The sequence below is a fragment of the Pseudonocardia sp. ICBG1034 genome (assembly GCF_020131375.1).
Classification (GTDB): domain Bacteria; phylum Actinomycetota; class Actinomycetes; order Mycobacteriales; family Pseudonocardiaceae; genus Pseudonocardia; species Pseudonocardia alni.
Map to the genome: position 1 here is coordinate 1,493,975 of NZ_JAHLEK010000015.1, position 24,386 is coordinate 1,518,360.

22 protein-coding genes and 1 pseudogene are annotated in these 24,386 nt (G+C 75.3%); 12 read left to right on the forward strand and 11 right to left on the reverse strand.

Annotated elements, in window-relative coordinates; all coding sequences use genetic code 11:
- Nucleotides 1-13 precede the first annotated feature (13 nt).
- Entirely contained in the window at nt 14-943 is a 930-nt protein-coding gene (locus tag KPF22_RS33030; RefSeq protein WP_208826733.1) for an alpha/beta hydrolase, read from the reverse strand.
- The gene (locus KPF22_RS33035) at nt 936-2,795 is read right to left on the reverse strand and encodes a prolyl oligopeptidase family serine peptidase (protein ID WP_208826735.1); all 1,860 of its coding nucleotides are present in this window, start codon (nt 2,793-2,795) and stop codon (nt 936-938) included. The genes KPF22_RS33030 and KPF22_RS33035 overlap by 8 nt, the downstream gene beginning before the upstream one ends.
- Nucleotides 2,796-3,052: 257 nt before the next feature.
- Here KPF22_RS33035 and xylA point away from each other — a divergent pair, with 257 nt between their 5' ends.
- Both xylA and KPF22_RS08560 read left to right on the forward strand, forming a co-directional pair.
- Nucleotides 3,053-4,222, forward strand: coding sequence for a xylose isomerase (gene xylA, locus KPF22_RS08555; protein ID WP_208826737.1), 1,170 nt, complete (start codon nt 3,053-3,055; stop codon nt 4,220-4,222).
- A gap of 4 nt (nt 4,223-4,226) precedes the next feature.
- A complete protein-coding gene (locus tag KPF22_RS08560) occupies nt 4,227-5,396 on the forward strand; it encodes an ROK family protein (RefSeq protein WP_208826739.1) in 1,170 nt (389 codons plus the stop codon).
- A gap of 7 nt (nt 5,397-5,403) precedes the next feature.
- Here KPF22_RS08560 and KPF22_RS08565 read toward each other — a convergent pair whose 3' ends face one another.
- Nucleotides 5,404-7,989 (reverse strand): carboxylate--amine ligase/circularly permuted type 2 ATP-grasp protein, encoded by a 2,586-nt coding sequence (locus tag KPF22_RS08565; RefSeq protein WP_208826741.1) that lies wholly within the window; start codon nt 7,987-7,989, stop codon nt 5,404-5,406.
- A 170-nt stretch (nt 7,990-8,159) separates the two neighbouring features.
- Here KPF22_RS08565 and KPF22_RS08570 point away from each other — a divergent pair, with 170 nt between their 5' ends.
- On the forward strand, nt 8,160-9,737 hold the full coding sequence (locus KPF22_RS08570; RefSeq protein WP_224401660.1) for an MFS transporter: 1,578 nt from the start codon (nt 8,160-8,162) through the stop codon (nt 9,735-9,737).
- 250 nt (nt 9,738-9,987) lie between these two features.
- On the opposite strand, the gene KPF22_RS08575 is transcribed toward KPF22_RS08570, so the two are convergent.
- Both KPF22_RS08575 and KPF22_RS08580 read right to left on the reverse strand, forming a co-directional pair.
- Nucleotides 9,988-10,842: an MBL fold metallo-hydrolase gene (locus KPF22_RS08575; protein WP_224401661.1), complete on the reverse strand. Its 855-nt coding sequence runs from the start codon at nt 10,840-10,842 to the stop codon at nt 9,988-9,990.
- A 16-nt stretch (nt 10,843-10,858) separates the two neighbouring features.
- Complete coding sequence (locus KPF22_RS08580) at nt 10,859-11,533, reverse strand: DUF429 domain-containing protein (RefSeq protein ID WP_208826858.1); 675 nt, start codon at nt 11,531-11,533, stop codon at nt 10,859-10,861.
- Between the two features lie 18 nt (nt 11,534-11,551).
- On the opposite strand from KPF22_RS08580, the gene KPF22_RS08585 reads away from it, so the two are divergent.
- From KPF22_RS08585 to KPF22_RS08600, 4 genes are read left to right on the forward strand one after another with little or no spacing between them, the layout of a single operon-like run.
- Entirely contained in the window at nt 11,552-12,022 is a 471-nt protein-coding gene (locus KPF22_RS08585; protein ID WP_224401662.1) for a ribose-5-phosphate isomerase, read from the forward strand.
- A 12-nt stretch (nt 12,023-12,034) separates the two neighbouring features.
- Nucleotides 12,035-12,850, forward strand: a complete 816-nt coding sequence (locus KPF22_RS08590) for an Fpg/Nei family DNA glycosylase (protein ID WP_208826854.1) — start codon at nt 12,035-12,037, stop codon at nt 12,848-12,850.
- A gap of 46 nt (nt 12,851-12,896) precedes the next feature.
- Entirely contained in the window at nt 12,897-13,637 is a 741-nt protein-coding gene (locus KPF22_RS08595) for an HAD-IIA family hydrolase (RefSeq protein WP_208826864.1), read from the forward strand.
- Nucleotides 13,638-13,693: 56 nt separating this feature from the next.
- On the forward strand, nt 13,694-13,846 hold the full coding sequence (locus tag KPF22_RS08600; protein ID WP_168172127.1) for a hypothetical protein: 153 nt from the start codon (nt 13,694-13,696) through the stop codon (nt 13,844-13,846).
- A gap of 8 nt (nt 13,847-13,854) precedes the next feature.
- Here KPF22_RS08600 and KPF22_RS08605 read toward each other — a convergent pair whose 3' ends face one another.
- Genes KPF22_RS08605 through KPF22_RS08615 form a run of 3 tightly spaced genes read right to left on the reverse strand, consistent with a single transcriptional unit; the run spans nt 13,855 to nt 17,332 of the window.
- Nucleotides 13,855-14,508 (reverse strand): RraA family protein, encoded by a 654-nt coding sequence (locus KPF22_RS08605; RefSeq protein ID WP_224401663.1) that lies wholly within the window; start codon nt 14,506-14,508, stop codon nt 13,855-13,857.
- A 5-nt stretch (nt 14,509-14,513) separates the two neighbouring features.
- Nucleotides 14,514-16,013: an AMP-binding protein gene (locus KPF22_RS08610; protein ID WP_224401664.1), complete on the reverse strand. Its 1,500-nt coding sequence runs from the start codon at nt 16,011-16,013 to the stop codon at nt 14,514-14,516.
- Nucleotides 16,010-17,332, reverse strand: coding sequence for an MFS transporter (locus KPF22_RS08615; protein WP_224401665.1), 1,323 nt, complete (start codon nt 17,330-17,332; stop codon nt 16,010-16,012). The genes KPF22_RS08610 and KPF22_RS08615 overlap by 4 nt, the downstream gene beginning before the upstream one ends.
- A 143-nt stretch (nt 17,333-17,475) precedes the next feature.
- On the opposite strand from KPF22_RS08615, the pseudogene KPF22_RS31935 reads away from it, so the two are divergent.
- Nucleotides 17,476-17,646: pseudogene (locus KPF22_RS31935) on the forward strand (LysR family transcriptional regulator); the annotation flags it as partial.
- A 143-nt stretch (nt 17,647-17,789) separates the two neighbouring features.
- Complete coding sequence (locus KPF22_RS08625) at nt 17,790-18,380, forward strand: LysR family substrate-binding domain-containing protein (protein WP_255624527.1); 591 nt, start codon at nt 17,790-17,792, stop codon at nt 18,378-18,380.
- 24 nt (nt 18,381-18,404) lie between these two features.
- On the opposite strand, the gene KPF22_RS08630 is transcribed toward KPF22_RS08625, so the two are convergent.
- The gene (locus tag KPF22_RS08630) at nt 18,405-19,109 is read right to left on the reverse strand and encodes a MerR family transcriptional regulator (RefSeq protein WP_224401667.1); all 705 of its coding nucleotides are present in this window, start codon (nt 19,107-19,109) and stop codon (nt 18,405-18,407) included.
- Between the two features lie 433 nt (nt 19,110-19,542).
- Here KPF22_RS08630 and KPF22_RS08635 point away from each other — a divergent pair, with 433 nt between their 5' ends.
- The gene (locus KPF22_RS08635; protein WP_062396993.1) at nt 19,543-19,830 is read left to right on the forward strand and encodes a hypothetical protein; all 288 of its coding nucleotides are present in this window, start codon (nt 19,543-19,545) and stop codon (nt 19,828-19,830) included.
- An 83-nt stretch (nt 19,831-19,913) separates the two neighbouring features.
- Here KPF22_RS08635 and KPF22_RS08640 read toward each other — a convergent pair whose 3' ends face one another.
- On the reverse strand, nt 19,914-21,362 hold the full coding sequence (locus KPF22_RS08640) for an NAD(P)/FAD-dependent oxidoreductase (protein WP_208824938.1): 1,449 nt from the start codon (nt 21,360-21,362) through the stop codon (nt 19,914-19,916).
- A 188-nt stretch (nt 21,363-21,550) separates the two neighbouring features.
- On the opposite strand from KPF22_RS08640, the gene KPF22_RS08645 reads away from it, so the two are divergent.
- Nucleotides 21,551-22,408, forward strand: a complete 858-nt coding sequence (locus KPF22_RS08645) for a universal stress protein (protein WP_208824940.1) — start codon at nt 21,551-21,553, stop codon at nt 22,406-22,408.
- Nucleotides 22,409-22,412: 4 nt separating this feature from the next.
- Here KPF22_RS08645 and KPF22_RS08650 read toward each other — a convergent pair whose 3' ends face one another.
- The gene (locus tag KPF22_RS08650; protein WP_208824995.1) at nt 22,413-22,937 is read right to left on the reverse strand and encodes a thioredoxin domain-containing protein; all 525 of its coding nucleotides are present in this window, start codon (nt 22,935-22,937) and stop codon (nt 22,413-22,415) included.
- A gap of 47 nt (nt 22,938-22,984) precedes the next feature.
- Here KPF22_RS08650 and nhaA point away from each other — a divergent pair, with 47 nt between their 5' ends.
- Entirely contained in the window at nt 22,985-24,325 is a 1,341-nt protein-coding gene (gene nhaA, locus KPF22_RS08655) for a Na+/H+ antiporter NhaA (protein WP_208824942.1), read from the forward strand.
- Nucleotides 24,326-24,386 lie beyond the last annotated feature (61 nt).

Below are 24,386 nucleotides of genomic sequence, written 5' to 3' on the forward strand. Positions count from 1 at the left end.
CCGTCCCGACCGGTCAGCCGGGGCGCAGCGACGTCACGACGTCCGTGGTCGCGGCGACGATCTGCCGTTGTGCGGTCGCCCGGTCCACGCCCGGCTCGCCGTCGCCGGTCTGCGGGCCGTAGTCCCCGAAGTAGGCGTGCACCCCTCCGTCGACGACGACGAAGCGGGTCCCCGCGGGCAGCTGCGCCCAGGAGTCCGCGATCGCGTCCGGTGTGGCCAGGGCGTCGCGGGAGCCGGACACCGACAGGGCCGCGACCGGCGCTCCCGACACGTCGGCGGCCGGGTAGGACGCCCACAGCACCAGCCCGCGCACCCCGGGCACGTCCAGCGCCCGCGCGGCCGCCACTCCGCCGAGGGAGTGCCCGCCGACCGCCCAGGTACGGACCTCGGGCGCCGAACCGACCGCCCGGCCGACGGCCCCCGGATCGGTCAGTGCGACGCCCAGGGGCGGCGCGGTCACGATCACGCGCACCCCCTGCTCGGCCAGCGGGCGCAGCAGCGCCAGGTAGGCCCGCGGGTCGACCAGCGCCCCGGGGACGAACACCAGGCCCCGGCCGGACGGCGCGGTCGGGCGCAGCTCCCACGTCGTCGCGGTGTGCACCACCGCGACCCGGTCCGACGGCGTGGTCGCGGCGAGCGCGGTCTCGTCGGCCGCGTAGGGACGCAGCCACAGCACGGCGGCGACCAGCGCGACCAGCAGCACCGCTCCGGCGGCCCGCCCGGTCGCCCGCAGCCGTCCGGGCCGTGCCGGGCGCCCCGACCGCACCACCAGGACCAGCCCCACCAGGGCGACGACGGCGAGCAGCACCGGGTAGGCCGGGTGCCCGGCGAGCAGTACCGGGCCCGCGACGACGACGATCCCCACCACGACGACCACGGCCACGATCCCGACCAGCGCCCGCACCGCGACCGCCCACCCGGGCCGGGGCGCCCGGTCAGCCACGGGCCACCGTCGCGGTCACGAACTCCACGATGCGGGCGTTCGCCGCGGCCCGGGTGTGCCGGTCGTGCACCTCGTGGCCCTCGTCGGGGATGCGCAGCAGCTCCACCGGCGCACCGCGCGCGGCCAGTGCCGCGTGGATCGCGAGTGCCTGCGCCAGCGGGACGTTCGTGTCGTGCTCGCCGTGCACGACCAGCAGCGGTGCGGCGATGCGGTCCGCGGCGCGCAGCGGGGACAGCTCCTCCAGCAGCGCGCGGTCCCGCTGCGGGTGTCCGTACTCGGTGGTCGCGGGCCCGCTGATCCACGGCTCGGAGTCGGCGTAGAAGGCGGTCATGTCGGACATGCCGCACACGTCGACGCCGGCCGCGAACAGCTCCGGGAACCGGGTCAGCGCGGCCAGGGTGAGGAACCCGCCGTAGGACCGGCCGCCGACGACGATCCGGCGCGGATCGACGTCGGGCACCCCCGCCAGCAGCCGGGCCGCGGCCCGCACGTCGGCGATCGAGCCCGGCCGCAGCGGGCCGTCGTCGAGCCGGGCGAAGGCCCGTCCGCGCCCGGAGGACCCGCGCACGTTCGGCGTGAGCACGGTGACCCCGGCGGCGACCAGGCCGTGCAGCAGCGGCGCCCAGCCGGGCCGCTCCTCGGACTCGGGCCCGCCGTGCAGCCACACGAACCCCACCCCCGTCGGCGACGACGGCCGGTGCAGCCATCCGGCCAGCCGCAGCCCGTCCTCGGCCGGGAAGCCGACCGCCTCCGGGCGCGGGGGCCGCGGCGTCACCGGGGTGCCGCCGAGCAGCGGTGTGGCCGGGCGCGCGTCGAGCGGCATCCGCACCACGTACGGCGCCACCCCCGGCGCGTGCCCCGCCACCAGCAGTGACACGCCGTCGCGGGCGAACGCCACCCCGGTGACGACGTCGCACGGCGCGGGCAGCCGCTCCGGCCTGCCGCCACGCAGGTCGGCGATCTCGACCTGGCTGCGCCCCCCGACGTTCCACACCAGCGCGGCCCGCGGACCAGCCGGGTCCAGTGCCACGACCTCCAGGTCGGCGCCGGGCCGGACGGCGACCGGGCGGGCGGGGGACAGGCGGTGCTCGCCCGCGGGGCCGAGCGCGACGGCGAGCAGCGCGGTGTGCTCGCGGTCGGCGTCGGTGTGCACCCAGAGCGTGCCGGGGGCGCTGCCGAAGCGGGCGGCCGCGGTGAGCGCCCCGCCGGGCCCGCCGATCACCCGGTCCCGCGTGCCGCGGTGCAGGTCGACCAGCTCCAGGGCGCGCTCCCCGCGGCGGCCGGTGCGCAGCACGACCCGTCGTCCGTCGGCCGACACCGCCTGGACGACGGCAGCCTGCCCGGAGCCGAGCACGGTGGAGGAGCCGTCGCGCACGTCGACCAGGCAGGCGGTGCCGTCGCCCGGTTCGGCGCCGCGCGGGGTCGCGTCGGACAGCACGGTGACGCCCAGCGACCGCCCGCTCGGCGCCCACGCGCCCAGCACGACGGCGGTGGCGTGGGTCGCGATCCCGTCGGCGGGCCCGCCGTCGGGGTCCAGCAGCGCCACCCGGGTGCGGTCGCCGCCGCACGGGGCGACCTGCACCGCGATCCGGCTGCCGTCGGGGGACCAGGACAGCGCGGTCACGTCGGCGTGCGGGCCGGGGGCCTCCAGTACCCGCGCCCCGTCCGGGTCGACCGGTCCGTCCGCCGGCAGCGCCGCGACGTGCACCCGCGGGCGCCCGGTGCGGTCGGAGATCCAGGCGATGCGGGTGCCGTCGGGGGACACCGCGGGCGAGTGGTGCCCGGGCTCGGCCCCGGCGACGGCACGGTCGGGGGCGGTCTGGGTGATCTGCACGGTCTGCCCGGCCTCCACCGATCACATCCCCCGTTCCTGCTGTCGTGTGCTGCGGTTCCGCGCGGCCGGACGCCGAAACTACCCGGTGGGTCCGCACCGGGCTCCACCTCACGTGCGCCGGGGCCCGCCCGCAAGACCCACTGCGTTTCGCCGGTGGTGACAAGCGCTACGGCGAACGAGGGATTCGTTCGTGCGGAACACGAACAAATCCTGGACCTGGACCGCTGCCGGGAGCATGCTCGCCGGAGCCGCCCCCACACCTCCAGGAGCAGACGATGGCCGTCCCCGCCCCGACCCCCGCCGACAAGTTCTCCTTCGGACTGTGGACCGTCGGCTGGACCGCGGCCGACCCGTTCGGCTCGCCCACCCGCCCCGAGCTCGACGTCGTCGAGGCCGTCGAGGAGCTCGCCGAGCGCGGCGCGTGGGGACTCACCTTCCACGACGACGACCTGTTCGGCTTCGCGCCGGACCCGGCCCACCGGGACCGGCAGATCGCACGCCTGCGCACGGCCTGCGAGGCGACCGGCATGACCGTTCCGATGATCACCACGAACCTGTTCTCGCACCCGGTGTTCAAGGACGGCGGGTTCACCTCCAACGACCGGACCGTGCGGCGCCTCGCGCTGCGCAAGGTGCTGCACAACGTCGAGCTGGCCGCCGAACTCGGTGCCCGCACCTTCGTGCTGTGGGGCGGACGGGAGGGCTCGGAGTTCGACTCCGCCAAGGACGTCCGCGCCGCCCTGGACCGCTACCGCGAGGCCATGGACCTGCTCTGCGGGCACGTCCTGGAGCAGGGCCACGACATCCGGTTCGCGATCGAGCCCAAGCCCAACGAGCCCCGCGGGGACATCCTGCTGCCCACCGTCGGGCACGCGCTGGCCTTCGTCGAGCGCCTCGCCCACCCCGAGCTCGTGGGCGTCAACCCCGAGGTCGGGCACGAGCAGATGGCCGGGCTGAACATGACCCACGGTGTCGCCCAGGCGCTGTGGGCAGGGAAGCTGTTCCACATCGACCTGAACGGACAGCGCGGCATCAAGTACGACCAGGACCTGGTGTTCGGCCACGGTGACCTGCTGAACGCGTTCTCGCTGGTCGACCTGCTCGAGTCCGCGGGCTACGACGGGCCGCGGCACTTCGACTACAAGCCCTCGCGTACCGAGGACCGGCGCGGGGTGTGGGACAGCGCCGCGGCGAACATGCGCACCTACCTGCTGCTGCGCGAGCGGGCGGCCGCGTTCCGGGCCGACCCCGAGGTCGTCGCCGCGCTCGCCGAGGCCGGGGTGCCCGCACTGTCCGAGCCGACGCTGGGGGCCGGGGAGACCGTGGCCGACCTGCTGGCCGACCCGGCGCTGGACACCGCGGACCCGGACGCGCTGGGCCGCCGCGGCTACGGCTTCGTCCGGCTCCACCAGCTCGCGTGTGAGCACCTCACCGGGGCACGCTGACCCCGTGCACGAGCGATCTCCCCGCCCGCAGGCCCCACCCGCGCGTCCACCGGCGGTGCGCCGGCACAACCTCGGCCTGCTGCTGGGGGCGCTGCGGGCGGCGCCGTCGTCGCGGGCGTCGCTCGCCGCGGCGACCGGGCTGACCCGCGGCACCGTCGCGGGGCTGCTGGACCCGCTGGTCGCCGCGGGCGTGCTCGCGGAGGGGGAGCCGGACCGCAGCGGGGTCGGGCGGCCCGGGACGCCCCTGGCGTTCGCCGGTACCGGGCCCGTCGTACTGGCCGTGTCGGTCGAGGTCGACGGCGTCGACGCGCTGGTCACCGGTCTGGACGGGCAGGTGGTGCACCGGTCGCGCCGGCGCCGCGACCACCGCGGCCTCGACCCGGATGCGGTGTTCGGGCGGGCCGCGCGGACCGCGGCGAACCTGGCCGCGCGCACCGGCCGCACGGTCGCCGGGGCCGGGATCGCCGTCCCCGGACCGGTGCGCGGCTCGGACGACGCGGCGGTGCTGCTGCGGGCCCCGAACCTGCCCCGGCTCGACGGCTGCCGCCCCGCCGAGCACGCCGGTGCGCTCGGTGAGGTGCCGCTGCTCGTCGGCAACGAGGCCTCGCTCGGGGCGCTCGCGCACCTGGGGCAGGCCGACGACTTCGTCTACGTCTCCGCCGACGTCGGGATCGGTGGCGGGATCGTCGTCGACGGGCGGGTGCTGCCCGGCGCCCGCGGCGTCGCCGGGGAGATCGGGCACGTCGTGATCGAGCGCGACGGGCGGCGGTGTGGCTGCGGCGGCACCGGCTGCGTCGAGGTCTACGCGGGCCTGCCCGCCCTGCTCGGCGATGCGGGCGCCGCCGACGTCGCGGCGCTGCGGACCGCCGCCCGCACGGGGGACCCGGCCGCGACGGGGGCGCTGGCCCGGGCCGGCGCCGCGCTCGGGACGGCGCTGACGTCGGTGCTGCACGTCGTCGACGTCGGCACCGTCGTCCTCGGTGGCAGCTACGCCGAGCTGGGCGCCTGGCTGGTCCCCGCGGTGCACGCGGAGCTGGTGCGACGCGGGGTCGCGACCGGGCCGGACGTCGCCGTGCTCGTGTCCCCGCACGGCCGGGCGGCCACCGTCACCGGGACCGCCCGCGCCGTCGCCGACCGGGTGCTGGGCGAGCCGGACCTGCTGCTCGCCGGCTGAGCCCGTCTCAGGCCAGCACCCAGGTGTCCTTCGCCCCGCCGCCGCGCGAGGAGTTCACGATCATCCCGCCGGGCGGGGCGACCCGCGACAGCGCCGCGGGCAGCACGTCGACCTCGGGCACCCCGCCGGCGCCGGGGGACTGCACCGCGAAGACCCGCAGGTCGACGGCCTGGGGCCGGAGGGCGCCGTCGGTGAAGGTGGGATGGGTGGAGATCCCGACGAGGTCCTGGGCGACCCAGCCGGCCGGGGTGTCCCGGATCGCCGCGGCCACCCGGTCCAGCTCGGCGCGCCCGGCGTGCGGGCCGATCACGATCCCGGCGCCGCCGTAACCGTCGACGGGCTTGAGCACCAGCCGGTCGAGCCGGTCCAGGACCTGCTCACGGGCGAGCGGGTCGACGCAGGGCAGCGTCGGCACCGAGGCCAGCACCGGCTTCTCGCCGAGGTAGTAGCGGATCATCTCCGGCACGTAGGCGTAGACGAGCTTGTCGTCGGCGACGCCGTTGCCGGGCGCGTTGCGCAGCGCGACCCGCCCGCGGGCCATCGCCGCCCACAGCGCGCGGCCGAGCGGCCGGTGGTCGGCGCCGCGGGCGGTCGCGAGCTCGTTCTCGTCCATCCGACGGTAGAGGGTGGTGATCCGGCGCCGCCGCCCGCCGCCGACGAGGAACAGCGCGCCGTCGGTGACCTGCAGCCGGGCCGGGGTCACCAGCGGGACGTCCATCGCCTCGGCGAGCAGCCGGTGCTCGAAGAACGCCGGGTCCACCTCGCCCGCGGTCAGCAGCGCGGCCTCCCCGTCGGGTCCGTCGGGGTCGCCGGCCGCGAGCGCCGCCCGCAGCCGGTCCGGCACGTCGTCGAGGTGGCGCACCTCCGAGGGCGACTCCAGGTCGGGCAGCACGCTGCGGATCAGGCGCCGGCTCATCATCGAGAAGCCGATGCCCGAGGGGACGCGCAGGTTGTCCTCCAGCACGACCCAGCCGTCGGCGTCGTCGCGGACCAGGTCGATGCCGCCCACGGCGATCCGCACCGCGTCCGGCGGCACCAGCGCGCCGGCGCGGGTGCGGCCGGGCGCCTGCTCGACCACCGACGCCGGGACGACCCGGTCGCGCACGATCTCGCGGCGGCCGTAGACGTCGCGGACGAAGCACTCCAGGGCCCGGATCCGCTGCTCCAGCCCGGAGGCGAGGTGCGCCCAGTCCTGCGACTCGATGATCCGCGGCACCAGGTCCAGCGGGAACAGCCGCTCGCCGTCGTCGCCGGGCTCGATGCCGGGCACCGGGAAGGTGACCCCGCGGGCGCGCTGCTCGGTGCGCAGGGCGTTCTCCGCCGCGGCCAGCCCGCGCGGGCCGAGCCGCTCCAGCGACCGGAACAGCCAGCCGTAGCCGGGCCGGACGGCGCCGGTCGCGTCGACGGCCTCGTCGTAGCGGGGTGGGACGTAGCCGTGCAGCAGCTCCGGAGCGGACGGCACGGTCTCCGCCGGTGCCGACGGCGGCCGCTCGCCGTACGTGCGGGCCAGCAGGTCGTCGACGACGTCGGCCAGCGACCCGCGACGCCCGAACGCGCGCCGCTGCGCCGCCGCGCCCGACCCGCGGGCCAGGACGCCCTCGGCCAGTTCGGCGACCTGCTCGTGGTCGCCGACCTCCTCCAGCCACGGCCGCAGCTCCTCGACCAGCGCGCGCAGCTGCACCGACGGGGAGCTCAGCGTCGGGGGACCGCCGGGGGCCCGGCCGATCTCGACGAGGTCGCCCTCCAGCCCGGACCGCGCGGCCCGCCATCCGGCCGCACGCAGCAGCTCGTGCCGGGCGCGGGGCAGCGGCCTGCCCGCCTCGGTGTCGGCGCGGGCACGGGCGACGAGGGCACGGAAGAGTCCCGCCACGAGCACGACGTCGTCGACGTCGGGGCAGGCGTCGCACAGCCGCAGCTCGACGGTCGGCAGGTGCGCGCTGGGGCGGACGTCGAAGTAGAGCATCCCGGCGTCGCTGATCGTCCCGGACGCGATGAGCTCGTCGATCATCGTGTCGTACTCGGCGGCGGTGGTGACGTCGCCGGGCGGCCCTGCGGTGGGCCAGCGCTGCCAGATCATGCTGCGGTAGCTGGCGTAACCGGTGTCGTGGCCGCGCCAGTACGGCGAGCTGGCGGTGATGGCGAGCAGGGTCGGCAGAGCGGGGGAGACCCGGCGCGAGACCTGCACGGCGGTGTCGCGGTCGGGGACGTCGACGTGCACCTGCACCCCGCAGATGTGCTGCTCGCGCACCAGCATCTGGTACTCGTGCTGCATCCGCTCGTACCGGGCTCCGGCGGAGATGTCGTCGCCGGACAGGTCGACCAGTGGCACCGTCCCGGCCGCGACCACACCCAGCCCCAGCGGTTCGGCCGCCTCGCGCAGCCGGGTACGCAGGCGTCGCACGTGGGTGCGCAGCTCGTCCAGCGACGGCGTCGCGGGCGAGTTGGTCTCGACCAGCGACCGTTGCAGCTCGGGGAAGAACTCCGCCCCGTCCAGGTGCTCCAGCAACCGTTCCGCGTCGGGCGCGGCCCGGCGGTCGGCCAGGCCGACCACGTGGAACTCCTCCTCGACCCCCACCAGCGGCACGTTCCCCACGGCCGGTGACGCTAGGTGTCCGCTGTTACGTCCGTGTGTCCCGCGGTGATCGCGCCCGACGCCACTCCGTTCGCTGGTCCGTACGGCGGTATCCGAACGTCTGTCCGGACCAGTTCCCACCTGCTGTTCTCGCTAGCGTGTCCGGATCCGCCGACCCCACGGAGCCGCCCATGACCGCCGGTCGCCGCGCGCGGGCCCTGGTCGCGCTCGTCCAGGTGCTCGGGCTCGCCGTGTGGTTCTCCGCGTCCGCGGTGCTGCCCGAGCTGCGCGCCGAGTGGGACCTGTCCGCGACGGCCGGGGTGTGGCTGACGACGTCGGTGCAGCTCGGCTTCGCGGCCGGCGCGGTCGTCTCGGCGGTCCTGACCCTCGCCGACCGGGTCCCGCCGCAGCGGCTGCTCGCGGGCGGTGCGGCCGCGGCGGCGTCCTGCACGCTGCTGCTCGCCGCCGTCGTCGACGGTCCGGTGGCCGCGCTGGTGCTGCGGACCCTGACCGGGGTGTGCCTCGCGCTCGTCTACCCGGTCGGCATGAAGATCATGACCTCCTGGTCGGACCGCTCGCGCCGGGCCCGCGACCTCGGGGTGCTGGTCGGGGCGCTGACCGTCGGGTCGGCGCTGCCGCACCTGATCGGCGGGCTGCCGGGGCTGCCGTGGCGCGGGGTGCTCGCCGGCGCCGCGCTGTGCGGTTTCGTGGCGGCCGCGCTGGCCCGCTGGTGCCTGCGCCCCGGCCCGGCGCTCGCCCCGGCCCCGCCCCCGGACACCGGCTACGCGCTCCGGCTCCTCCGCGAGCCCGGACCGCGGCTGGTCGTGCTCGGCTACCTCGGGCACATGTGGGAGCTGTACGCGCTGTGGACCTGGCTGGGCGCCGCACTCGCCGGCGGGGACCCCGGCCCGGCGGAGCACCTGCTGGTGTTCATGGCGGCGGGGCTGGGCGGCGCCGCCGGCTGCGTGCTGGGCGGCCGCGCCGCGGACCGCTACGGCCGCGTCCCGGTGATCGCGACGTCATTGCTGGTCAGCGGGGTCTGCTGTGCGGTGTCCCCGGTCGTGCTCGGCGCCGCGCCCCTGCTGGTGGGCGGGTTCTGCGTGCTGTGGGGCGCGGCCGCCGTCGCCGACTCCGCGGTCCTGACGACGGCGACGATCGAGGTCGCCGACCCCCGCTACACCGGCACCGCCCTGACCGTGCAGACCGCACTGGGCTTCCTGCTCACCGTCGCCGGGATCGCGACGGTCCCGGTGGTCGCGGCGGCGGTCGGATGGCAGACGGCGCTCGTCGTGCTCGCCGTCGGGCCGGCGCTGGGCCTGCCCGCGGTGCTCGCACTGCGCCGGTACCTGCCCACCGCGCTCCCGGCCCCGTCCCCCTCGGCCCCGTCCTCCTCGGCCCCGTCCCCCGCGGACGCTCCGGCGGACGCGCCGACCGTCGAGCTCCCACGGATCGCGATGGACGACCGTCCGACGGCGCCGCTGTCCCGCGTCGTGGACGGGCCGCCGACCGTGGAGCTGTACCGCCTGCGCCGGGCGGCGGGACCGGACCCCTCCGGCTTCGCCGACCGCCTCGCGCGGGCGCTCTCCGACCGGTCGCGGACCGCAGCCGCACCGACCGCAGCCGCGCCGACCGCAGCCCCGCCGACCGCAGCCCCGCCGACCGCAGCCCCACCGACCGCAGGTTCGTCGAACCTCGCCACGCCGACGGCCGCCCCACCCGGCTCCGGCGCCGCCGCGGCTGCGCGGCGGCGGGCTCGACCGGGCGGATGACTTCGCCGCGTCGCGTGGCCGGTCGTCGCGGCCGACCACCGCCGACGGGCCATCGCGGCCGACAGCAGCGGATCCGGTGACGTCGCTTACCGGGTGAGCGATTTCGCGGAGGGAACTCTCGTCGCGCGGCGTCGGGAGAGCTCGCCGAGTGGGGTACTCGCCACCCGGCACCTGCAACGCCGGCGCACGACGATCTGCACCGCGGCTCGCGGCTCGCCGGGGGCGACAGGTCCTCTGTCCACGAATCCGCTTACCCGGTAAGCGAATCTGCAGAGGGAGCCCGCAGAACCGGCGCGCCGGAGGGGCCGGCGGCCCGGGCGATCCGCAGCAGGTCCGTGTGCTGTGCCGCCGCCTCGTCGGGCGACAGCGGATCGCCGTGCCCCGGGACGAACACCCGTGTCCCGGTGGCGGCGGGTGCTGCGCCGACGTCGAGCAGTAGCCCCACGGCGGCCGCCCAGTCGCGGCGGTAGGAGTCCGGCCCGAACGACGGCGGTGCCCCGTTCTCCAGCAGGTCCCCGGCGAAGAGCACGCCCGCGTCCGGGACGTGCGCCACCAGGTCGTGTCCGGTGTGCCCGGGGCCGGGGTGCACGAGCTGCACGACGCGTCCGCCCAGGTCGAGCGGGTGCACGGAGGCCGGGCGGGCGCAGACCGGGCGGTCGGGGAGGACCGGGACCGTGGCGGCGAGCGCATCGGCCGTCGCGGCGGCGGAGCTGCCGGACGCCCCGGAGCTGCCGGCGTTCCCGGCGACACGGTAGTGCCGGGTCCAGTGGGCGCGCTGGGCGGCGGCCGTCGCCAGGAGCGCGCCCGCGCAGCCGGCCTGGGCGTACACCGGGGCGCCCGGGAACGCGGCGGTGCCGAAGCAGTGGTCGAAGTGGGCGTGGGTGAGGGCCACGACGACGGGCAGGGCGGTCACCGCGCGCACCGCGGCGGCGAGCTCGGCGCCCTGGGCGGTGTCGCCGCGGGTGTCGATGACCAGGGCGGCGGACGTGCCGAGCACGAGGCCGGTGGTCAGGTCGAGCTCGTCGTGGCGGCGGGCGAGTACCCCGTCGGCGAGCTCGAGCCAGCGCCCGTCCGACCGCTGCCTCTCCGACCGCTGCCCGTCCATCCGGTGATCCTCGCGCTCAGACCGCGATCGCGGTGGACCGGCCCAGGGCGTCGGTTCCCGGGCCGAGCAGCTCCGCGGTCCCGCGGGCCACGCGCTCCGCGGTCCAGGCGCAGGCCAGCGCGTCGAGGACGTCGTCGAGCCGGGCGGCGGTGGGCAGGTCACCGAGCGACGCGGCGGAGGGGACCCACTCCGACAGCGCCGCGACCCGCTGGCCCGCCCCGCGCGCGGTCTTCTTCGACGCGAACGCACGCGACGGTGCCATGGTGCGGAACGTCAGTTCCGGGTGCGCCTCCACCACCGACGACGGCAGTCGCACCTGCTGGAACTCGCGGATCTTCCCGACGATGTACCAGGTCTGCAGGCTGATCTTCTTCCCCGTGACGGCCTGGGCGGCGGTGCAGGCCTCGTCGTAGGAGCCCGCGTCGAGCACCGGGGCGGGCGGGGTCGGGAACAGGGAGGACCGGGCCCGGCCCAGCCGCGCCGACGCGAGGATCTCGGCCTCGCGGCGCTGCGCACCGGCCGGGACCGACAGCGGGATGTCGACCCCGACGGCGTCGCACCCGGCCGTCGCGGCGAGCACCGACGCCGCGTCGGGGACCACCGTCCACGTCACCTCACGTGTCCGTCCGCTGCCGGAGAGCACGCACACCACCCAGCCACCCGGGACCCCGTCCACGCCGCTGATCCGCATGGGGGAGGATCGTGCCCCGTGCGCGTCTACCTGGGCAGTGACCACGCCGGTTTCGAGGTCAAGAGCAAGCTCGTCGAGTACCTGACCGAGCAGGGGATCGAGGCGATCGACGTCGGGGCCCCGACCTTCGACGCCCTCGACGACTACCCGGCCTGGTGCATCGAGACCGCGCGGCGCGTGGTCGAGGACCCGGAGTCCCTCGGCATCGTGCTGGGCGGATCCGGCAACGGCGAGCAGATCGCCGCCAACAAAGTGCAGGGCATCCGCGCCGCGCTGGCGTGGAACGAGGCCACCGCGAAGCTCGCCCGCGAGCACAACGACGCCCAGGTCATCGGTGTCGGCGCGCGGCAGCACAGCTTCGACGAGGTCGTCGCGATCGTCGACGCCTTCCTGGCCACCCCGTTCTCCGGCGACGCGCGCCACCAGCGGCGCATCGACCAGGTCCTCGACTACGAGCGGACCGGCGAGATCGAGCTCCCCGCGTCCTGACCCGGAGCCGGGATGCCCGAGGGACACACGCTGCACCGGCTGGCGCGGCTGCACCGCAAGCTGTTCGTGCGCCGGCCGGTCGGCGTGTCCAGCCCGCAGGGCCGTTTCGGAGCCTCTGCGGCGCTGCTCGACGGCGAGGTGATGACCGGGGCCGAGGCCCACGGCAAGCACCTGTTCCACCGCTACGGCCGCGACCGCGTCGTGCACGTCCACCTCGGGCTGTACGGCACGTTCGTCGAACAGCCGCTGCCCGCACCGGAACCGGTCGGGCAGCTGCGGATGCGCCTGGTCGGGCAGACCCACTACGCCGACCTGCGCGGCCCGACCGCCTGTGAGCTCCTCACCTCGGCCGAGGCCCGCGCCCTGCGGGCCCGGCTGGGTGCGGACCCGCTGCGTCCCGACGCCGACCCGGACACGGTCTGGGCCCGCATCTCGGCCTCGCGCAGCCCGCTCGCGACGCTGCTGATGGACCAGAAGGTGCTCGCCGGCGTCGGGAACGTCTACCGCGCGGAGGTGCTGTTCCGGCACGGCCTGGACCCGCAGCTCCCGGGCCGGTCGCTGGACCGGGAGACGTGGGACGCGATGTGGGCCGACCTCGTCGTGCTCATGCGCGACGGCGTGCGGACCGGCCGTATCGACACCGTGCGTCCCGAGCACGACCCGCGCCGGCGCGGTCGGGCCGGACGGAAGGACCGGCACGGCGGCGAGGTCTACGTCTACCGCCGCACCGGGATGGACTGTCTCGTCTGCGGGACGCCGGTACGGCACGCCGAGCACCAGAACCGCAACCTGTTCTGGTGCCCGGCCTGCCAACCGGCGCGGGTCTAGGGTCGGTCCCGTGGAGCAGAAGCCGATCGAGTGCTGGATGACCGACATGGACGGCGTCCTCGTCCGCGAGGGCAGCATCGTCCCGGGTGCGGACACGCTGCTGTCGCGGCTGCGGGACAAGGGCGTGCCGTTCCTGGTCCTGACCAACAACAGCATCCACACCCCCCGCGACCTGCGCTACCGGTTGCAGGCCACCGGCCTCGACGTGCCGGAGGAGTCGATCTGGACCTCGGCGCTCGCCACCGCCGCGTTCCTCGGCGAGCAGCGCCCGCAGGGCAGCGCCTACGTGATCGGCGAGGCCGGGCTGACCACCGCGCTGCACGACATCGGCTACGTCATCACCGACCGCAACCCCGACTACGTCGTGCTCGGCGAGACCCGCACCTACAGCTTCTCCTCGATCGCGACCGCGATGCGTCTGGTCGAGCAGGGCTCCCGGTTCGTGGCCACCAACCCCGACGCGACCGGACCGTCCCCGGAGGGCATCCTCCCCGCGACCGGCTCGGTCGCCGCGATGATCTCCAAGGCGACCGGGGTCGACCCGTACTTCGTCGGCAAGCCGAACCCGCTGATGATGCGGGCCGCGCTCAACCGGCTCGGCGCGCACTCGGAGTCCACGGTCATGATCGGCGACCGGATGGACACCGACATCCTCGCCGGGCTGGAGGCCGGGATGCGCACGGTCCTGGTGCTCTCGGGCATCACCAAGGAGCACGAGATCGACCGGTTCCCGTTCCGCCCGACGCGGGTCGTCTCCTCGGTCGCGGACCTGATCGACGACGTCTGACCCGGCCCGGACCTGCGGGGTTGCGAACTACACCGATGTGGTTCACCCTCGAACACATGTACGGAGAACTGGTGTCCTGGCAGCGGTGCGCCGGCTGCGGCGCGGAGGCCGAGCTCCCCGGTGACGAGACGGCGGGCGTCGCCGTCCCGTGCCCGGACTGCCCCGGCTCGATGACCGAGGAGTTCAGCTGGGACGCGGTCGCGGCCTGAGCGGCCGCTCAGACCTTGAACCCCAGCGCGCTGGGCTCGCCCCGGCGCAGCGCCGCGACGTGCTCGACGACCGTGGTCAGCGAGTGCAGGTCGTGGCCGTTGCGCATGGCCGAGACCAGCGCGCGCTCGGCGGCCTCGATGCCCTCGGCGGTGTCAACGACCTCGGCGAGCCGGTCCGGCGCGGCGATCAGCAGGCCGTCGTCGTCGCCGCACACCAGGTCGCCCGGGCTCACGACGAGCCCGCCGAACGACACCATCTCGTCGACGGTGCCCGGGTCGTTCGTGCTGCCCGAGGCCGGGCAGGTCCCGCGGGCGAACACCGGCAGCCCGATCCCGCGCAGCCCGCGGACGTCGCGGACCAGCCCGTCGACGACGATCCCGGCCAGCCCGCGCCGCTTCGCCTCGGTCGCGAACAGCTCACCGGACACGGCGCGGTGACCACCCGCCCCGGCGACCACGAGCACCGAGCCGGGGCGGGCCGCGGACAGCGCGGCGAACATCGGCAGGTGGTCGTCCACGCAGGACACCGTCACCGCGGGCCCGGCCATCGACACGTCCGGCACCAGGGCACGGATCGCGGGGTCCACCACGGGGAGCGACTTGTCGGCGTCGCAGATGGAGGACACCTGCAGCTCGCGCAGACGGTCCAGGAGGTCGGTCATGGACGTCATCCTGTCGCACCGTCCGCCGTTGCGCGCCGTCGAGCGTCCGCGGCGCGCGCGGCGATCTCCGAGCGGCGCACCTTCCCGGCGTCGTCGCGCAGCGGGTGGTCGACGACGTCGATGCTCCGTGGCTGTTTCGCCCTGCTCAGACGCCCGTCGAGGAACTCGCGAAGATCGTTCTCGATGCCCGGTTCGGCCTGCACGACGGCGTGCACGACGTGCCCGTAGTCGGTGTCCGGCAACCCGACGACGACGGCGTCCCGCACCCCGGGGTGCGCGGTCAGCGCCGCCTCGACCTCCGCCGGGTACACGTTCGCGCCGCCGACGAGGATCATGTCCGCGCGTCGGTCGGCCAGGTACAGGTAGCCCTCGGCGTCCAGCGAGCCCATGTCGCCGAGTGACTCCCAGCCGTCGCGCTCGCGGGCGGAGGCGCCCAGGTAGTGGTACGTCGGCGCCCCGCCCGACCGCATCCAGATCTCACCGGTGACACCGGGTCCGAGCTCGCGGCCGTCGTCGTCGCGGACGGTGATCTCGCCGCGGGTGACCCGCCCGACCGACCCCGGGTGGGCCAGCCAGTCGTGGCCGTCGATCGCGGTGCCGGCCTGCGACTCGGTGCCGGAGTAGATCTCGAGCACCGTCTCCGCGCCGACCCGGTCGATCCAGCCGCGCTTGACCTCCGGCGGGCAGGGCGCGCCGACGTGCAGCACGGTCCGCAGGGTCGCGGTGTCGCAGGCGGCCCAGTCGGCGTCGGGCAGGCGCAGCATCCGGCTCATCATGGTCGGCACCGCGTAGAGCCAGGTGACGCCGTACGCGGGGATCAGCGCGAGCGCGCGGGCGGCGTCGAACCGGCCCATGAGCACGACGTGGTGGCCCTGGAGCAACGCCATCAGCGTGAACATGAAGGGCGCGTTGTGGTGCAGCGGCGCGGTGCAGCCGAAGACGCCGTCGCGGTCGATGCGCAGCCCGTCGGCGCGGGCCAGGACCTGTTCGACGCAGGCGGCCTGACCGGCGACGATCACCTTCGGGGTACCGGTCGACCCGCCCGAGGTGGGGGCCTTCCAGCTGGGCCCGACGACGTCGGGGAGCGGGCCGTCGGCGTACGAGCCGGCGTCGACCGGGGTGTCGACGACGAGTGCCGGCGCGGCGACGGCGAGCACCGCGTCGCGCTCGGCGGCGGGCAGCCGGGCCGACAGCGGCTGGGGCACCGCGCCGACCTTCCACGCCGCGACCGAGCTCTCGAGGTGCGCGGCGGTGTTCGGCAGCGCGATCGACACCAGGTCCCCGCGCCGCACCCCGCGGTCGGCGAACGCCCTGGCCAGACGGTTGGTGCGGGCGTCGAACTCCGCGCGGGTGCGCACCACACCGGGGCCGTCCGCGGTGTCCTCGGTGACCAGCGGGCGGTCCGGGTCGGCGGCGACGAGCGCGCGCAGCCGGGCGGCGAGCGCGGTCGCGCCGGCGGGCACCTCGGGCTCGGGGAAGCGGGGCTCGCGGAGTCGTGCGGTCATGCGGTCCTCATGGTGGTGCCGGTGACGGCGGGGTCGAGCCGCTCGTCGTCGGGGACCGGTCCGCGGGCCAGCACGTACCGGGCCGCGGCGAGCGAGACGAGCACGATCACCAGCGAGTACCCCACGACGGGCACGATCGACCCGGTCGCGGCCAGCAGCGACTGCCCGACGAGCGGGGCGGTGCCGCCGAACAGCGTGCCCGCCAGCGCGTAGGACAGCGAGATCGCGGTGTAGCGCATCCGCGCGGGGAACGCCTCGGCCAGCATCCCGGCGAGGATCGCGTAGTACATCGTGTGCGGCAGCGTCGCGAGCGCCATGCCGAGCGCGGCCAGCCCGAAGCTGCCGGTGGAGATCAGCCAGAACATCACCGGGAACAGGGGCAGCTCGATCAGCAGCAGCGCGGTGACGACCTTCCGCGGGTTCCACCAGGTCGCCATGAACGCCCCGAGCGGCTGGGTGAAGAACTGCACGGTCGAGCTGATCAGCACGACGTTGAGGAACACCTGGCGGTCGAAGCCGAGGTCGTTGACCGCCCAGGACAGCGCGAACGTGTTCTTGAAGTACGCGGCCGCCGCCACCAGCGCGCACGCGCCCACCGAGACGACCACCAGCATCGTCCGCTCCCGCAGCAGCTCCGCGAGCGGGAACCGCGCCGTCGTGCCGCGCGACCGCATCGCGACCAGCGCCGGGCTCTCCTCGATCCGCAGCCGGATCACCAGCCCGACGACGACCAGCGCCGCCGACACGAGGAACGGCACGCGCCAGCCCCAGGACAGGAAGGCGTCCTCCGGCAGCATCGCGACGAGCGCGAACGAGCCGGTGGCGAGCATCTGCCCCGCCGGGCTGCCCTGCTGGGCGAAGGCGCCGTAGAGGATCCGGCGGTTCTTCGACGCGTGCTCCGAGGCGATCAGCACCGCGCCGCCCCACTCCCCGCCGACGGCGAGCCCCTGCACGAGCCGGGCCACGACCAGCAGCACCGGGGCGAGGACGCCGATGTCGTCGTAGACGGGCAGCAGCCCGATCGCGAGCGTCGAGACGCCCATCAGCAGCAGCGTCGCGACCAGCGCGGTCTTGCGGCCGAGCCGGTCACCGAGGTGGCCGAAGACGATCCCGCCGATCGGCCGGGCGAGGAACCCGACCCAGAACGTGGCGAACGAGGCCAGCACGCCGGCGGCGGGGGAGGCGTTCGGGAAGAACAGCGGCCCCAGCACCAGCGCGGCGGCGGTGCCGTAGATGTAGAAGTCGTACCACTCGATGGTGGTGCCGACGAACGAGGCGATCCCCGCCTTGCGGCGCATCGACGGTGTGCTCGTGCTCAACCCGGTGCCCCCTTGCACTCGTCGTGGAGCGACGGTCACGACCACGCCGTCGTGACCACCGCCACGCAACGGTAGAACACCATTGGGACGCCATCGGGACGCTCTTGCTTCCGTTCCTGTCGTTGTATCGACATGATCGGAGGGTGGAGCTACGGCAGCTGGAGTCGTTCGTCGTCGTCGCCGAGGAGCTGCACTTCGGCCGGGCCGCGGCCCGCCTGCAGGTCTCGGGGCCGCCGCTGTCCCAGCAGATCCGCAGGCTCGAACGCGAGGTCGGTGCCACGCTGTTCGACCGGCACACCCGCGCCGTCGCCCTCACCCCGGCGGGGGCGGCGTTCCTGCCCCGGGCCCGCCGTGCCCTCGCCGCCGCGGACGAGGCCGTCGAGGGGCGCGCGAGGCCGCCGCCGGCGGCACCGGCTCGGTCCGCCTCGGGTTCGCCGGACCCAGCTCCAACGCCTGGCTGTACCGGACCGCCCGCCGCTTCCGCGCGCACCGGCCGCAGGCCCGGCTGGTGCTGGTCACCGGCCGGTTCTCCGGCGAGCTGGCCGAGGACCTGCGCACCGACCGGGTCGACGCCGCGCTGATCCGCACCCCGGTCGACGACGACGGCCTCGTCGTCCACGAGATCGACCGGCATCGGCTCGTCGCCGCGCTGCCCGAGGAGCACCCGCTCGCCGGGCGGGACACGATCGACCTGGCGGAGCTGGCCCACGACCCGTTCGTCACCTACCCGGCCCGGCGGATGGCGGTCATGCGCACGTCGGTCGACGCGGCCTGCCTGCACGCCGGATTCCTGCCGCGCATCGAGCAGGAGGCCCCCGAGACGCACACCCTGCTGTCCCTGGTCGGGGCCGGTGTCGGGGTGGGGCTGGCGCTGGACGCGACGGCGGAGCTGCGCACGCCGGGGGTGGTGCTCGTACCACTGACCGACCCGCCGGAGGTGCCGCTGGCGCTGGCGTGGAAGGCCGGTGCGGTGAACCCGGTGCTGGCGGGGCTGCTGGAGGCGGCCGGTGTGGGTGGGGCGGGGGTGCGGGGTATCGGGCCGGTCTGATCCCCGGCCTCCCGCCCCACCGGCTCAGCCGGTGACCCCGGCCCGGGCGATGTAGTCGATCATCGCCTGGTCCGGGCCACCCGCCGCGGTCACCTCGTCGGGGTTCTCGTCCCGCAGCCGGTACAGCTGCCGCTGCAACGACTCGTCACCACGGTGGAAGGTCGCCAGCAGCTCCGACCACCGCGCGGCGAGCGCCTGCACGCGCGGCTCCGCCGGGTCGGTGCCCGCGTCCATCTCGGCCTGCACGTCGGCGATCAGTCCGGGCCACGCGGCCGCTGCCGTCTCGCCCTCGGTGCGCCGCGCACGGAGCGCGGCGACCTGCTCGGGAGTGAAGTACTGCGCGAAGGTGTCGTTCACCCTGCTCACCTCGTCGATCATCATCAGCACGTCCGACGGGTCGGGGTCCGGCGCGTCCCGGAGCCGGTCGACGACCGCCGCGAGCGTGCCCCGCAGGGCGTGCAGCGCCGCCAGCCGGGCGTCGACCTGGTCCAGGTGCGCGGTGAGGACGTCGGCGAACGACCCGGACGAGAGCAGCCCGCCGATCGCCTCCAGCGGCAGGCCCAGCTCCCGCAGGGCGACCACCTGGTAGACGCTGCGGACGTCGCCGTCGTCGTAGACCCGGTGGCCGGAGGCCGTCCGCGCCGACGGCACGACCAGCCCCCGCTCCTCCCAGTGGTGCAGTGTCCGCACGGTCAGCCCGGTCACCCGGGCCAGCTCGCCCACCTTCACCGGAATCCCCTCCTGTCGGACCGCCACGTCGTGGCGGCATGATGGACGGTGCCGCCTCACGTCGCGTCAGGTGCAAGCCCCGGACGCCACGGTCCCGCCGCGACACGCCGGGTCCCGCGACACGCCGGTCACGGATTCACCCCCGCGGGTGGTCGGCCCCCGCCCACGGTCCGGTCGGGCGATCACCCTTCGCATCGGCAGCCCCGGACGTGGGGACGGAGGGTGTCCGGCGTCCTGGGAGAACCGGTTCCGTCCGTTTCACACCACACTTTTGGCACCCGTGGTGATCGGGTCACTCGTTGGTGTCGCTGCCGTATCCCCGCCGGTGAGCGGCTGCCTACTGTCCGCTTGCCGCGACGCACAGGCGTCCCGGTGGTGCTCACGGGAATCGTGAGACACGTCCGTCCCACCGGACACGATCGGGGAGAAAGACATGCGCAGGAAGCTTGCGGTCACCGGCGTCGCCGTCATCGCCACCATGGTCGCCTTCAGCCCGCTGGCGTCGGCTGCGCCCGCGCCGAAGGACGACGACGGTGACTCCTTCGTCCAGGACGTCGGCAACACCCGGGGCGACCAGTTCGGCCTGGTGAACCTCGACGACGTCAACGTCCTCAACAACGCCAACATCTGCCCCGGCGTCAACGCGGCCCTCGGCAACGTCCTCGGGATCCTCGGCGGCGGGGCGGCGCAGAACCGCGACAACCCGACGTCCTGCGACTGACCCCGACGACGACCTCCGCCCCCTGCCTCCCGCCGCCACGGGACGCAGGGGGCGGTTCCGTCCTGCCCGGCGCCGGCCGGGGCTCAGTGGAAGACGTAGTCCGACGGCTCGACGCGGCGGGTGCGCTCGTCGTACTCGCGCATGTAGCCGGGCCAGTTGGTGACGATGCGCCCGGTGTCGTCGCGGTACCAGGAGTCGCAGCGGGTCCACGCGGTGCCGGGGAAGCGGGCCTGGACCTCCTCGTCGTAGGCCTGCTCGACCTCGGGGCGGACCTCCACGCCGGACGCGCCGCGGCGGGCGGCCTCCTGCAGGGCCTCGCGGACGTAGCGGACCTGGTGCTCCAGGTACCGGATGATCGAGCCGCCGGAGGTGTTGGTGTTCGGGCCGTAGAGCACGAACAGCGACGGGAACCCGGGGACGGTCATGCCGAGGTAGGCGTGCGCGCCGTCGGACCACTCGGTGCGCAGCGACCGTCCGCCCGGGCCGCTGATCTCCATCGGGAACATGAAGTCGGTCGCCGCGAACCCGGTGCCCCAGATGATCGTGTCGACCTCGTGCAGCGTGCCGTCCTCGGTGCGCACCCCGGTCGGCTCGACGGCGGTGATGCGTGACGTCTCGACCGCGACGTTGGGCCGCTGCAGCGCGGGGAGCCAGTGCGAGCTGAACAGGATGCGCTTGCAGCCGAAGGTGTAGTCCGGCCAGACCTTCCGGCGGACCTCGGGGTCGCGCAGCTGGGCCCGCATGAACAGCGTCGCGTAGAGCCGCCCCAGCCTGCCCCAGGTGGCGGGGTGGCGGATCATCAGTGTCAGCGCCTCGCAGTACTCGGTGATGAACCGGCGCCGAGCGGCCTGCAGGCCGGGCACCCGCGCGATCGCGGCCCGCCACCACGCCGGGAACCTCCGGTTCCGTCGCGGCAGGAACCAGTTCCCGGACCGCTGGAACACCGTCATGTGCCCCACCTCGGGGGCGATCGCCGGCACGAACTGCACGGCGCTGGCTCCGGTCCCGATCACGGCGACGCGACGTCCGCGCAGGTCGTGGTCGTGGTCCCAGCGCGCGGAGTGGAACATCGTCCCGGCGAACGAGTCGACGCCGGGCAGGTCGGGGGACACCGGCCGGTTCAGCTGACCGGTTGCGACGATCAGCACGTCGGGGGTCCAGGTGCGGCCGTCGTCGGCGGTGACCGTCCAGGGTCCGTCGGCCTCGTCGCGCCGGGCGTCGACGATCCGCACACCGGTCTGCACGAGCTCGTCGACCCCGAACTCGGCGGCGACACCCCGCAGGTAGGCGAGGATCTCGGGCTGCGGTGAGCAGAGCCGCGACCAGTCGGTGCGCTGGGCGAACGAGTACGAGTACAGATGGCTCGGCACGTCGCAGGCGGCGCCCGGGTAGGTGTTGTGCAGCCACGTACCGCCGATGCCGTCGGCGGCGTCGACGATCGTGACGTCGCGGATGCCGTGGGCCCGCAGCTCGATCGCGGCGGCGATGCCGCCGAACCCGGCGCCGACCACGAGAACGCTCGGTGCGTGCACGGGACCTCCCTGTCTCCGGAATGCAGCAGCGATCACCGTAGCGATGCGGCCCGGGGCCCCGGGTGCCCGTCCCGGCCCGTGCGGGCCGTCTCCGACCTCACACGACGGGGCCGTGCGACCCGGCCCGCGAGGGAGCACAGTGGAGGGTGAACGGCCGACACCGGGCCGGCCGGGAACGGAGCACAGTGATGAGCACCGTCGTCGTCGGCGTGGACGGATCGGACGCGGCCCTGGACGCCGTCGCGTGGGCGGCCCGCGAGGCCGCCGCCCGGCACGCCGACCTGCTGCTCGTGCAGGCCTTCGACGTGGCCGGACTGTACGCGGACGCCGCCGTCGCCCCCCTGCTCGACGACGTCGAGGAGTCGATCCGCGAGGAGTCCCGAGCGACCCTCGACGCGGCCCGGCACGCCGCCGCGCAGGCCGCACCCGAGGTCGCGGTCGACGTCGCCGAGGACCGTCGGGCGCCGTCGACGGCACTGGTCGAGCGGTCCGCCACGGCGGAGCTGCTGGTGCTGGGGTCCGCCGGGCGCGGGGCGATGGGCACCGCGCTGGGGTCGGTGACCCTCGCCGTGGCCTCGCACGCGGGCTGCCCGGTCGTCGTCGTCCGCGGCACGTCGTCCGACGGGCCGGTCCTGGTCGGGATCGACGGCGGCCCGCTGTCCGACGTCGCGCTGGAGCACGCCTTCGCCGCGGCCGCCGAGCACGGCACCGGGTTGGTCGCCCTGCACGCCTGGCACGACGGCCGGTCCCCGGCCCTGCGTGCGACCGGTGCGTTCGACCGGCTGCGCGAGGCCGAGGAGCGGGCGCTGGCCGAGCGGCTCGCCGGCTGGTCGGAGCGCTATCCCGACGTCGCCGTCGAGCGGGTGATCGAGCGCGCCGAGCCGGGACGGGTGCTGGCCCAGCGCAGCGGGGCGGCGCGGCTGGTCGTCGTCGCCACCCGGGGGCGGGGCGGGTTCACCGGGCTGCTGCTCGGCTCGACCGGGCTCGCGCTGGTCCAGCGCGCGGACTGCCCGGTGATGCTGGTCGGGCCCGCCGCGACGGCCTGAGCGGCTACGACCGGAGCGCGGGGTCCAGCGCGGCGGTGAGCGCGGCGACCGTGACGTCGCCGCGGTACCGCTCGCCGTTGACGAACAGGGTCGGCGTGCCGCGCACGCCCGAGCGCACCGCCGCGTTGAACCCGGCCTCGACGCGGTCCTCCGCCAGCCGCGTCGCCGGCCAGACGACCCGGTCCGGCCGCACCCCCGCGGCGACGGCGTGCTCCCGCAGGTCGTCCTGGCGCAGCCGCGGCGGACCGGGGGCGAACAGGGTGTCGTGCATCTCCCAGAACCGGCCGTCGAACCCGGCCATCTCCGCGGCGAGGGCGGCCGCGATGGCGTGCGGGTGCACCTCGTGCAGCGGGAAGTGCCGGAACGCGAACCGCAGCCGCCCCTCGAAGCGGTCGCGGACCTCCTCCAGCACCGGTGCGGCGTCGCGGCAGTAGGGGCACTCGAAGTCGCCGTACTCCACCAGCGTCAGCTCGGCCTCGGGCGGGCCCAGGACGTGGTCGTACGGTCCGACGGGTGGATCCAGGCTGATGACGGCCTCCTCGTTGCGTCCCGCGACGGGCGGTGCAGGATCAGCACATGGCGGTGGTGACCTTAGCCGAGCGCGGCGACCTCTCCGATGCAGCGCGGCGGTTCCTCGGGACCGAGTCCGGATCGGCGGTCCTGCTGGTCGGGGCGGCCGTCGTCGCGCTGCTGTGGGCCAACCTCGGCGGCGGGTACGAGACGTTCTGGCACACACCGCTGGCCGTGTCGTTCGGGGAGTCCGCGCTCGACCTGGACCTGCGGCACTGGGTCAACGACGGCCTGATGGTGCTGTTCTTCCTCTCCGTCGGGCTGGAGATCGCCCGCGAGACGACGCTGGGCGAGCTGCGCGGGTTCCGCGCCCTGGCCGCACCGGCCGCGGCCGCGCTCGGCGGACTCGTCGTGCCCGCGCTGTTCTTCCTCGCGCTCAACGCCGGCGGCGAGGCGGCGGGCGCCTGGGGGATCGCGATCTCCACCGACACCGCGGTGATGCTGGGTGTGCTCGCGCTGCTCGGGCCGCGCTGCCCCGACCAGCTGCGGGTGTTCCTGCTGGCTCTGGCCATCGTCGACGACATCGGCGCGGTGCTGGCGATCGCGCTGTTCTACACCGACGAGGTCGACCTGCTCGCGCTGCTCGTCGCCGTGGTGCTGCTCGCCGGGCTGCTCGCGCTGCGCTGGGTGCGGTTCTGGCGGACGCCGTTCTACGCCGTCGTCGGGATCCTGTGCTGGGTCGCGGTGCTGCGGTCGGGGGTGCACCCGAGCGTGGTCGGCGTGGCGCTCGGGCTGCTGGTCAACGCCTACGCGCCGCGTCGCACCGAGATGGTCGAGGCCGTCCGGATCGGGAAGAACTTCCTGCTCGACCCCACCCCGGAGCGGGCCCGCACCGCCCGCGCGGTCGCGGTCGCCGCCGTCTCCCCGAACGAGCGGCTCCAGCAGGCCATCCAGCCGTGGAGCAGCTACGTCATCGTGCCGCTGTTCGTGCTCGCCAACGCCGGGGTGGTGCTGTCGTCGGAGACCCTGTCGGCCGCGGCGACGTCGATGCTCACCTGGGGCATCGTGCTCGGCCTGGTCGTGGGCAAGCCGATCGGCGTCGCCGCCGCGACCTGGGTCGCGCTGCGCACCGGGCTGGGCCGGGTGCCCGACACGCTGCGCTGGGGTCAGCTGATGGGCGGTGCCGCGCTGTCGGGCATCGGGTTCACCGTGGCCCTGTTCGTCACCGAGCTCGCGCTCACCGACGAGCTGCTCGTCGCCGAGGCGAAGATCGGGATCCTGGCCGGGTCGGTGCTGGCCGCGCTGTCGGGCTGGCTGGTGTTCCGGCTGGCGGGGGAGCGGGGCGGGCAGTGCGCACCGAGCGGCCTGCCGACGCTGCCGCCGCGTCCGTGGCGGCCGGCCGACTGAACTCCGTGGTCCTACGGAGGTCCGCCGGGTCCGCGCGGGCCAGGGTGGCGGGGAACCGAGG